Source organism: Pseudomonas sp. CM25, assembly GCF_013179705.1.
In the GTDB taxonomy this organism is placed as follows: domain Bacteria; phylum Pseudomonadota; class Gammaproteobacteria; order Pseudomonadales; family Pseudomonadaceae; genus Aquipseudomonas.
Window position 1 is genome coordinate 6,593 of sequence record NZ_JABMCW010000103.1, and the last position, 10,260, is coordinate 16,852.

Genomic DNA, 10,260 nt, shown 5'->3' on the forward strand with positions numbered 1-10,260 from the left:
CTGGAAGCAAACCTCTCTGGAGGTGTGTTTATCCGCTAGATTCACTGATCATTGCGTACTCCAGTGCAGGTGCAGGTGCAGGTGCAGGTGCAGGTGCAGGTGCAGGTGCAGGTGCAGGTGCAGGTGCAAAGGATAGTTTTAGAGATATATGCCAGCAGTCCAAATTTAAAAACCATTGCAAATCATATGATTATGATAATTTTCGACTCCTGGTGCCGCACCATACGCAGTACTCAAAAGGCTCACCGAAAGGTGAGCCTTTTTTGTTTCCAGCCCTCGCCAAACCCCTATCATCCCCGCTTGAACAAAGACCCCAAAGCCAACACGATCGGTGTAGGAGCTGGCTTGCCTGCGATGGGCTGCAAAGCAGCCCCGCCAATCTCAACAAAACCCCAGTCCCCGATCTCCAGCGCAACCCAGATGCCGACACGTCTTCAAACAGAATCGCTTTGACTTGCCACCCTCCTCCCGCTACGATTTTATCGTAAATTTTAGATAACTTCGTCGAGACCAGCCCATGGCACTGCAATTCCACGAAAGTCCCTTCCACGCCACCCACGATGCAGAAACGGCCAGCAAAATGGCCCTGAAAATGGACCTGTCCATTTTCATCACGGACTGCATCAAAAAAATGGGCCTCAAACAGCACGAGGCCGCAGCCAGGCTGAACGTTACCCAGTCCCGGGTATCCGAGCTTGCAAATGGCAAGATCGAGAAATTTACCCTGGACGCCATGATGGACATGCTCGACAAGCTCGGCTTTCGCACCAGCCTGACCCTGCCTTCGAACGATGCCGGTTCACCACCCCAGATAATCATCACCCAAGCGCCTGGTGGCTAAACCCTGTACCCCATCTTCCGTAGCTCGTGCTTGAGCTCCTTCATCCGCTCTTCAGCGACCTGCATCGCGTGCCGGTCGGACCTGTTGGTCGTTTTCACAAACGAATGCAGCACGACGACCATATCCGCAAATTTGGCCACATACACGCACCGGAATGCCGGGCTGCCGTTGATGATGAGCTCAATCGCACCCGTGCCGACAGATTCCGTCAATGACTTGATTGGCCGGTCAGGGTCCTGTCCATACTGGATGCGTCGCAGATCCTTGCCAAAATCGTTCTGCACGTCCTGGGGTAGGTCCTTGTATTCACGCTCAGCGGCTGCACTCACAAACGCAAACTTCTTCAACGGTCTATCCACGGCGAGATAATGGGGAGTGTGGACGGCAGGGATGCCGGTCGGCGGGGAATTTAGCGCAGCCGCATGCAGTTGGAGGGAATAGAAATGTTTCGCGATTTAAGCGCGAAATATCGTGTTTCTTTCGTCTGCTAAAACGCGCATGACCTTTAACACGGCGCCTTGAGATCGCCTGGGGTTGCTACTCGCTGGAGATGCCAACGCGTGGAAACCGATGTGAGAAAACACGGTGAATGCCGCGCTCAGGACGATGGGCTACGACACCAAGGTGGATATCTGCGGCCACGGGTTCCGAGCCATGGCGTGCAGCGCGCTGGTTGAGTCCGGGCACTGGTCGAAGACGGCTATCGAGCGACAGATGAGCCACAAGGAACGCGACAACGTGCGCGCCGCCTATACCCACAAAGCCGAGTTCCTCGAAGAGCGCCGGATGATCATGACTTGGTGGAGCCGGTTTCTGGAGGCAAACCGCGAGGAGCATGTCACCCCGCTGAGTTCGCCAATCAGTCAGGTGAGAACGTGACGCGCCTTCGCAGTGCCAAGAGGACCGAGTAGCCCGCCGCGCTACCTCCCAAGCCCGCTGTGAAGTTACCCACGGCTCCGCATGAAGCTCCTCCGCGCGGGTCCATTGAAACGAGGCGGCAAAGCCGCCCCGTTTCAATGGACCTAACCTTATTAAAAACCACTGGCACAGTTGTCTTCTGTGGAAAACCACTGATGTCCACCGGGGGATAGTTTTATCCACAGGCGCTAACCCCTTGAAATCGCTTTGCTTGACGAACATTGTCCACAAGCGTAGACCGGTAGATGCAAGCGCTGCCGAGGCAGCCGAATGTGGCCAGAAACCTGAAAGGTCACGCCGCTACCGCGGTGGTTCGCCCCCAAGTACGATTCGCGTCCGGTAGCTCGTACGGTCACTACCCATGTGATGGATGCCAACTAAATAACGTTGCCCATGCGGCAGCCAACCTACCCTCCTGCCCAGCAGCATCCTATCCGCTTGGTAATTTCTTATGCGCCAACCTGCGCCCGTCTCTTTCTCTGGAAAGAGACGGGCGCTCCTACCACTGCTGCAGCTCACGTCGCACATGGCTTTGCGGCAATACCCCTCGTGACAATCGGCGTGACAAACGCCGATGTCACCAGCAACACCGACCACCCCCAGTCGCCCAATACGACCCCTTCAAACGCTTTTCGCTTGGAGAGTGGCGCCAAACCAGGACACGTCTTGAGCGCATCGGTCATATCCAGGGTGAAATGCTGACCATTGGTAAAGGTGAGCTCAAGGCTGGCGCCCGATCGAGGCTGTACATCCTTCAGACGGGGACGTTTCATCGATGCCATGTCATGTTCCCCACAGAACAGCATGAAGCTCTTCTCCGCTCTTTCTTCTGGAAGGATACGGGCCTTTGAGGTACGCCAAAATTTCCAATAAATTCCAGCGTCGTGAATATCCTGCCCTCACAGCAAGAAACCGTTCGTCTGGTGCCGCACCATACACAGCATCCAAATGCTCAATGCGAGTCAATGAAAACCGGGTGACAAGTCCGGCCGGAAAATGCGAGACTTTCTTTAAACTGCACCTTGCATAAAAAACTCAACCGGAACACTAAAGAACTCAGCAAACCCTTTTATCTGGGCAACCGTCATTTTCCTTTTATTGTTCAGTATTTCAGAAACAGCACTTTGAGTTGCAATATCAGACAAATCCTTTTGTTTAACACCCCTGTCCGAAATCAGAAACGCGAGCGCTTCCGCCTGGGAGGTCTGAGGTATCAACACCGTTTCAGTTTCGTACTCGTACACTCGATCGGCGACCAGCTCGGCGAAACGTGCTGCTGCGTGATCTTCACTATCCGCATGCGAGTAAAGCTCATCGATTATCGCCATTCGCCCGTGCAAGTCATTGTCGTCTTTAATAGGATCATGACATGCAGATAGCAATTTGGACATTGTGGATATCTGATCACTCAGACTATCGAGCATGGGTGAAATGTTAGCTATGAAGGAATCTAGTCCAGTGGCTTCGATCTTATCACGCTTCATTTTGTCACCTGTAATTGCATTATATTAAATAGAGCCAATCTGCCCGTTCAGCTACTTGACATCACTTCTGCACCACTTGTCATATCCGGCATGGGGCAGAATATCCTTCAGGTAAATGGTGCCGGTTCGCGTGTTGACCCATGCGATGAGTCGACACTCATTTTTCTTGATATCAAAGACATAGATATCAAGTGGTCCTTTTTTGCTTGGGTGTCTCAGCTTTGAGTGAGGGATGCGATCAACGTTCCACCCTGAGGCGGTTACCCACACGCCACGAATCTGCTCGAAGGATTCAAACCGAAGGGGAGGTCTGTCAAAGGTGGTCAGCCACAGGTTCAGTGGCTCTTTCCACTGACTATTATCGATAGCCTGTGCAACCGCCGTCTTGGTTACCACTCGCATGTTCTATGCTCCGGCGTGCTTACATGCAACAAAAATTATCGCATATCCAGATATCTTTCAAGCAGATATCTGCGAGCCAGATAAATCCGCGAAGCGGCGCGCGGCGCTCGATCTCACAGGCGATTGGCTGGTCTTTAACAGGTTGCATCAGGGCTGACAGGTGCTTGCCGCAAGAGGTGCAGCGCCTGTGAAATCGAGCGCTGAATATCTTGTGGCATGCACCTACCGGCCCTGACGCAATCCCTGCAGAAGCCTGGCTTGCCGGCGAAGAGCTGCGCAGCAGCCCCCAGCCGCCTCAATCAAAACGCCGTGCTGACCGTCAACGACAGGTTGCGCGGGTCGCCGTAGATGCCTCCGGCATAGAACCCATACTGGGTGTAGTAGTGCTTGTCGAACAGGTTGTTGGCGTTAAGGGTGACGCTCACATCATCGGTCAGCTGGTACTTGGCCATGGCATTCCAGATGGCATAACCGGACCAGTTGACATCGGTGGCACCGTTGCTCACGCCATTGGTGGGCTGGCCGGCCGGGCTTGAAATGGCGCGGATGTTGGTCTGTGCAGTCACACCGGCACCCACGGTCAGGCGGTCAAGCGGGCCGCCCATCCGGTAAGTGGTCGAGGCCTTGAACAGGTGCGACGGGTCGCTGCGGCCGTCGCTGTCGATGCGGCGGAAGTGCAGGTAGGTGTAGCCGGCGTACACGTTCCAGTTGGGGGTCAGCGCGCCGGCGACTTCCAGGTCGATACCGTCGGTTTCCACGCCGGAGCCTGCCTTGTAGGCGCTGGCCCCAGTCGGCGTGGTCAGGTCGCCATCGAGCACGGCCTTGTTTTCCTGCTTGGTGCGGAAGTACGCCGCCGAGGCGTTCAGGCGGCCGTCGAACCACTCGCCCTTGACCCCGGTTTCGTAGCTTTGCCCACGAATCGGCTCGACCTTGCTGCCGCTCACGGTTTCCGACGTTTGCGGGGTGAAGATGTCGGTGTAGCTGGCGTACAGCGAGTAGTTGTCGTTGAGGTCGTAGACCGCACCCAGGTACGGGGTGACGATGCCGTTTTCTTCCTGGCTGCTGCGCTCACCGGTCACGCTGCGGGTAACCGACGAGTAGTTGCTGGTGCGTACGCCGACAATCACCGACAAGGGGTCGGTAATGCTCAGGCGGGTAGCGGCATACATGCCCTGCAGGCGGGTGGTGGTCTTGCTGTGCAGGCCGGTACGCGAGGCGATGATGTCATAGTCATCATCCACGCCATTGTGCCAGTTGCTGACCGGGAAGCCGTTGTTGGCGCGGAACTGGCAGCCCAGCGCGGGCGCGCTGGCCATGCCGTCGCCAACCATGGTGCAGGTGTATTGCGGCGACCAGCCCACGGTGCGGCTGTCGTTGTAGCCGACCATGGCCTGATGGGTGCGACCGAACAGCTGGAACGGGCCGGACAGGTCGATCTGTGCCGATTGCTGGGTGGTGTCGCTGGAGCTGTGCAGGCCGTTCAACACGGCGCCGCTGCCGTCCTGGTCCCAATAGCCGCCGTAGCTGCCGCGCCCAGCCGAATTGACCTTGGCCAAGCCGCGATGGTTGAGGGCCTCGGTGGTGGCTTGGGAGGCTTTCAGGTCCAGCGTCCAGTCGTTGTCGAAGCGGTGCTCCAGCGAGCCGAATGCAGTGCGGGTGGTGTACTCGCCAAAGCTCCAGCTGGGCACCACGTTGGTGCTGCGTGGCAGGTCGGTCTTGCTGCCGTCGCGGTACCACAGCGGGATGTTCGCACCCCAGCCGCCACCCACCACCTTGTTGTATTCGTACTGGTAGCCGGCACCCAGGGTGGTGGCCTCGTCCAGGTCGAACTCGAAATTGGCCAGCGCGGCGCGAGAGCGCTCGGACTGGTTGTCACGGAACGAGTTGGCGTCCTGCTGGGTCATCACGAAGCGTGAACGCAGGCGGCCGTCCTCGGACAGCGGCAGGTTGAGGTCTGCGCCCAGGCGGCGTTTGTCCCAGCTGCCATATGTGGCGTAGGCGCTGCCACCGAAGGTCCTGGTCGGCGCCTTGCGGATCAGGTTGACGGTGGCCGAGGGGTCGCCGGTGCCGCCCAGCAGGCCGTTGGCGCCGCGCACGATGTCGATGCGTTCGTACAGGTCCATGTTCAGCGCGTTGCCGCTGCCGCTGAAGTCAGAGCCGCCCTGGGTCTGCAGGCCATCGACCTTCCAGTTGCTGATCGAATAGCCACGGGCACGGTAGTCGGTACGCCCGCCCACCTCGGACTTGTTGGCCGTTACGCCGGGCGTGGTTTCCAGTGCCTGTTCGATGGTGTGGATGCCGCGGTCTTCCATTTGCTGGCGGGTAATGGTGGTGACCGACTGAGGCGTTTGCCGCGGCGTCAGGTTCAGGCCGGTGGAGCTGCGGGTGCGCTCGACGGTGTAACCCAGTTGGCCTGCGTCGTCGGCGGGCAGCAGTGCGCTGTCCTCAATCTGTGTGGCATCCAGCTCCAGCGGTTTACTGTCTGCCGCCATGACGCCACCACTGATGGCGACGGCGATGAAAAAGGCCAAGGGGTTGAGGCGATTGCCATTTTGGCTGATGGGAATGAAAGCTTTCGGGGTGCTCTTGGGATTCATTTGGGAAGGCTTCGTATTTGCAGATGATTTTTTGTTAGGATTCTAGGCATCGGCCCTCCCGGCTCCAGACCCGACATGTACGGGGATGTAATTGAACGTAACGAGTGCCCTCGGCCCTCTCCGAACAGGTTTTTTTTGCGTATGAGCACGACCCTGCTGGTTGTCGACGATGACGACGAGATCCGCGAACTTCTATGTGATTACCTCACAGATGCCGGTTACAGCGTGCTGGCAGCTGCCGACGGCGGGCAGATGCGTGAACAGCTGGCCCGTCAGAAAGTGGACCTGGTGGTGCTCGACCTGATGCTGCCTGGCGAGGACGGCCTGAGCCTGTGCCGGCAGTTGCAGGCCACGCCGGGGCTGGCGGTGATCATGCTGTCGGCCAAGGGCAGCACCCTGGACCGCATCATCGGCCTGGAAGTAGGTGCCGACGACTACCTCGCAAAGCCTTTCGAACCGCGTGAACTGATCGCCCGGATCAAGGCCGTGCTGCGTCGCCCGCAACGCCTGGACAGCACCGCCGAAGAGCCGGCGGCGGACGCCCGGCTGTTCGCCGGGTTCCGTCTTGAACATGTAAAACGCCTGCTCACCCGGCCCGACGGCGAGACGCTGACCCTGCCCCGTTCCGACTACCGCGTGCTGCGCGAATTGCTCGAAGCCAATAACCGGGTGGTGTCCCGCGACCAGCTGACGCGCAGCGCATTTGGCCGCGATCACCTGCCCGACGACCGCTCGGTGGACATGTGCGTCAGCCGTCTGCGCCAGCACCTGCGCCGGGCGCCGGCGGGTGCCGCGCAAATCCTCACCATCCGCAACGAAGGCTACCTGCTGAGCGTCGCCAGCCACCTGGCCGATTCCTGACATGCGCTGGCTTCGCCGGCTGTGGCCGCGCACCTTGTTCGGCCAGCTGCTGCTGATCATGGTCAGCGGTACGCTGGCGATCCAGTTGATGTCCAGCAGCATCTGGTTCGACGTGCGTTTTGCCCAGGTACTCGAAGCCCCTGTGCGGCTGATCGCGGCGCGCAGCGCCCCCCTGATAGCCAGCGCTTCCTGCCACGGCGGCGGGCAACAGGCGCCGGCCCATTACCAGTTACGCTGCGCCGAGACGCTACCTGCGCCGGGGCATGACGAGCGCCGCGGGCGCCGCCGCGTCGAACTGCTACTGCAACAGGCCCTCAAGTACGAGCTGGGGCACGCACAGGAGGTGCGCCTGTTGAAGGTGCAACTGACTGATGAGCTGGGCCAGCCGATCGTCTGGCGCAGCCTGTTCGGCCTGCGCACCGCCCATGCGCATATCGAATTTGCGGTGCCGTTGGCCGATGGCCACTGGCTGACCATCGACGGCCAGGAGCTGCAAGGCTGGAGCGGCGAGTCGGCTTGGGTGCTGATCAGCGACTACCTGGTGCGGGTGTATGCACTGCGCATTGTCGCGGTATTACTGGTGTGCCTGATTGCCGTGCGTCTGTGCCTGCGCCCGTTGCGACGTCTGGCCGATGCCGCCCGCGGCCTGGGAGGCAACCTGGAGCAACCGCCGTTGGCGCTGGATGGGCCGCAGGAAGTGCGCCAGGCGGCTCAGGCCTTCAACGCCATGCAGCAGCGGCTGATCGAGATGGTCAATGACAAAGCCTACTTCCTGGCCGCCGTGTCCCACGACCTGCGCACCCCGCTGACGCGCATGCGCCTGCGCCTGGAACGCCTGCCGGACGACGAACACCGCCAGCGCTTGCGGCAGAACATCACGCAGATGGACGACATGATCGGCCAGGTGCTCGACTACTTGCGCGCGGGGGAGCAGCAGAATTTGCAACAGGTGGACTTGGACCGGCTGGTAGCACGTCAGTGCGCCGACCTGGCCACTGCCGAAGAACCGCTGCCGGTGCACGGCCAGGCGGGCAGCCTGCAGGTCGATGCCCTGCTGCTGCAGCGCTGCCTGCAAAACCTGCTGGTCAATGCGTTGCGTTACGCCAAGGATGTTTCGGTCACACTGGAACGGGCGCCCACCGGGGTGTTCATCCATATCGACGATCGTGGGCCAGGCATTGCGCCGGGCCTGCTGGCGACCATCACCGACCCGTTCGTGCGTGGTGAAGGATCGCGCAACCAGGCGTCCGGCGGCTATGGCCTGGGGTTGAGCATCGCCCTGCGCATCGCCAGCAGCCATGGCGGTGAGCTGATGCTGTCGAACCGCGAAGGCGGCGGGTTGCGGGTCAGCGTGCTGCTGCCCATCTGATCAGGTAACAGTCTTTTACCGATTGCCCAGGTTTTCCCTGGCCTGCCTTTGCCTATCCTAGGCCCGGTCATCCTGCCTGCGATGGACCCATGAAACACTCTCTTCCCAGCCGCTACGCCAGCCTCACCATCTGCCTGCTGTTCAGCTTCGCCAGCCTGCCACTGCTGCCGCAACATGCCTGGCTGTGGCCGATCACACTGCTTACTGCGCTGCTGAGCCTGGTCGGCCTGAACGACCTGCGCCAAAGCCATCATGCGGTGCGCCGCAACTACCCGATTTTGGGCAACATCCGCTACCTGATCGAAACCATCCGCCCGGAAATCCGCCAGTACCTGATCGAGGGCGACGATGACAAACTGCCGTTCTCGCGATCACAGCGCTCGCTGGTGTACGCCCGCGCCAAGAATGAAAGCGCCGAGAAAGCCTTCGGCACGCTCAACGATGCCTACAAGCCCGGCTTCGAGTTCATCAGCCATTCGATGCTGCCGGTGGCCACGCCAGACCCGGCCTCGTTCCGCATTGCCATTGGCGGGCCGCAATGCCGCCTGCCGTACTCGGCGTCGATCTTCAACATCTCGGCCATGAGCTTCGGCGCCCTCAGCGCCAACGCCATTGCCGCACTCAATCGCGGCGCACGCATGGGCCGTTTTGCCCATGACACCGGCGAAGGCAGCATCAGCCCTTACCACCGCGAACACGGCGGCGACCTGATCTGGGAAATTGGCAGCGGCTACTTCGGCTGCCGCACAGCGGACGGGCGTTTCGATGCGCAACGCTTTGCCGAGCAGGCGCGCTCGGCGCAGGTGAAGATGATCGAGGTCAAGCTCAGCCAAGGTGCCAAACCGGGCCACGGCGGCATCCTGCCGGGTCACAAGGTCAGCCGCGAAATTGCCGAAACCCGTGGCGTGCGCGTAGGCGAGGACTGCATTTCGCCGGCAACGCACAGCGCCTTCCGCACGCCGGTCGAGCTGCTGCAGTTCGTGGCCAGCCTGCGCGAGTTGTCGGGGGGCAAGCCGGTGGGCTTCAAGTTCTGCCTGGGTCACCCGTGGGAGTTCATGAGCATTGCCAAGGCCATGCTGGCCACCGGTATCACCCCGGACTTCATCGTTGTCGATGGCAAGGAGGGCGGCACCGGCGCGGCGCCGCGGGAGTTCAGCGACAACATGGGCGTGCCGATGCGCGAAGGCCTGATGTTCGTGCACAACACCCTGGTCGGCCTGAACCTGCGCGCCAGCATCCGCATTGGCGCGGCGGGCAAGATCGTCAGTGCCTTCGACATTGCCAGTGTGCTGGCCATCGGGGCGGACTGGGTCAATTCGGCACGTGGCTTCATGTTCGCCATCGGCTGCATCCAGTCGCAGAGTTGCCACACCAACAAATGCCCGACCGGCGTGGCCACGCAGGACTCCTTGCGCCAGCGCGCACTGGTGGTGCCGGACAAGGCCGAGCGGGTCGCCAGCTTCCACCGCAACACCCTGCACGCGCTGGCCGAGATGCTGGCGGCCGCTGGCCTGGAGCACCCTGCGGAGCTGAAGCCCAAACATTTGGCACGGCGGGTCAGCCCCAGTGAAATCGGGCTGTTTTCGGACCTGCACACGTTTCTGAAGCCGGGCGAATTGCTCAGCGGCTCGATCGAAAGCGAATTTTATGCGCGGATGTGGCGGATGGCACGTAGCGACAGCTTTGCGCCGGAGACCGGGGAAGGGGAAGTGCGGGCTGCAGGGGTTCGGCGCAGGGCTGCCGAGCCGGCATGAAAGCCTGGGGCCGCAAGGCAGCCCCAGACCATCA

At 60.4% G+C, this 10,260-nt stretch carries 11 protein-coding genes and 1 pseudogene; 7 read left to right on the forward strand and 5 right to left on the reverse strand.

Annotated features, from left to right (window positions below):
• Both HP546_RS13330 and HP546_RS13335 read left to right on the forward strand, forming a co-directional pair.
• A partial coding sequence (locus HP546_RS13330) for a hypothetical protein (RefSeq protein ID WP_218584514.1) occupies positions 1 to 488 on the forward strand: 488 nt, incomplete at its 5' end.
• Between the two features lie 29 nt (positions 489 to 517).
• Positions 518 to 841: a helix-turn-helix domain-containing protein gene (locus HP546_RS13335; RefSeq protein WP_172225698.1), complete on the forward strand. Its 324-nt coding sequence runs from the start codon at positions 518 to 520 to the stop codon at positions 839 to 841.
• Here the strand turns inward: HP546_RS13335 and HP546_RS13340 are convergent.
• Positions 838 to 1,188, reverse strand: coding sequence for a type II toxin-antitoxin system RelE/ParE family toxin (locus HP546_RS13340; protein WP_172225701.1), 351 nt, complete (start codon positions 1,186 to 1,188; stop codon positions 838 to 840). The two genes, HP546_RS13335 and HP546_RS13340, sit on opposite strands and share 4 nt — an antisense overlap.
• Positions 1,189 to 1,375: 187 nt before the next feature.
• Between HP546_RS13340 and HP546_RS13345 the strand changes: the two are divergent.
• Positions 1,376 to 1,752, forward strand: a pseudogene (locus HP546_RS13345) (tyrosine-type recombinase/integrase); the annotation flags it as partial.
• A 522-nt stretch (positions 1,753 to 2,274) separates the two neighbouring features.
• Here HP546_RS13345 and HP546_RS13350 read toward each other — a convergent pair.
• From HP546_RS13350 to HP546_RS13365, 4 genes are all read right to left on the reverse strand, one after another.
• Entirely contained in the window at positions 2,275 to 2,541 is a 267-nt protein-coding gene (locus HP546_RS13350; protein ID WP_256678476.1) for a hypothetical protein, read from the reverse strand.
• Positions 2,542 to 2,769: 228 nt separating this feature from the next.
• Positions 2,770 to 3,243, reverse strand: coding sequence for a type II toxin-antitoxin system HigA family antitoxin (locus HP546_RS13355; protein ID WP_172225704.1), 474 nt, complete (start codon positions 3,241 to 3,243; stop codon positions 2,770 to 2,772).
• Positions 3,244 to 3,294: 51 nt separating this feature from the next.
• Positions 3,295 to 3,645 carry a type II toxin-antitoxin system HigB family toxin gene (locus HP546_RS13360; RefSeq protein ID WP_172225706.1) on the reverse strand — a complete coding sequence of 117 codons (351 nt, stop codon included), beginning with the start codon at positions 3,643 to 3,645 and terminating at the stop codon, positions 3,295 to 3,297.
• A 299-nt stretch (positions 3,646 to 3,944) separates the two neighbouring features.
• Positions 3,945 to 6,137 carry a TonB-dependent siderophore receptor gene (locus HP546_RS13365; RefSeq protein ID WP_256678477.1) on the reverse strand — a complete coding sequence of 731 codons (2,193 nt, stop codon included), beginning with the start codon at positions 6,135 to 6,137 and terminating at the stop codon, positions 3,945 to 3,947.
• Between HP546_RS13365 and HP546_RS31390 the strand changes: the two genes are divergently transcribed.
• The 4 genes from HP546_RS31390 (at position 6,136) to HP546_RS13380 (ending at position 10,226) form a co-directional block, all read left to right on the forward strand.
• On the forward strand, positions 6,136 to 6,288 hold the full coding sequence (locus tag HP546_RS31390; RefSeq protein ID WP_256676267.1) for a hypothetical protein: 153 nt from the start codon (positions 6,136 to 6,138) through the stop codon (positions 6,286 to 6,288). The two genes, HP546_RS13365 and HP546_RS31390, sit on opposite strands and share 2 nt — an antisense overlap.
• Before the next feature lie 95 nt (positions 6,289 to 6,383).
• Positions 6,384 to 7,103: a response regulator gene (locus HP546_RS13370; RefSeq protein ID WP_172225712.1), complete on the forward strand. Its 720-nt coding sequence runs from the start codon at positions 6,384 to 6,386 to the stop codon at positions 7,101 to 7,103.
• A gap of 1 nt (position 7,104) precedes the next feature.
• Complete coding sequence (locus HP546_RS13375; RefSeq protein ID WP_172225715.1) at positions 7,105 to 8,472, forward strand: ATP-binding protein; 1,368 nt, start codon at positions 7,105 to 7,107, stop codon at positions 8,470 to 8,472.
• Between the two features lie 89 nt (positions 8,473 to 8,561).
• A complete protein-coding gene (locus HP546_RS13380; RefSeq protein ID WP_172225718.1) occupies positions 8,562 to 10,226 on the forward strand; it encodes an FMN-binding glutamate synthase family protein in 1,665 nt (554 codons plus the stop codon).
• The last annotated feature ends 34 nt before the right edge of the window (positions 10,227 to 10,260 follow it).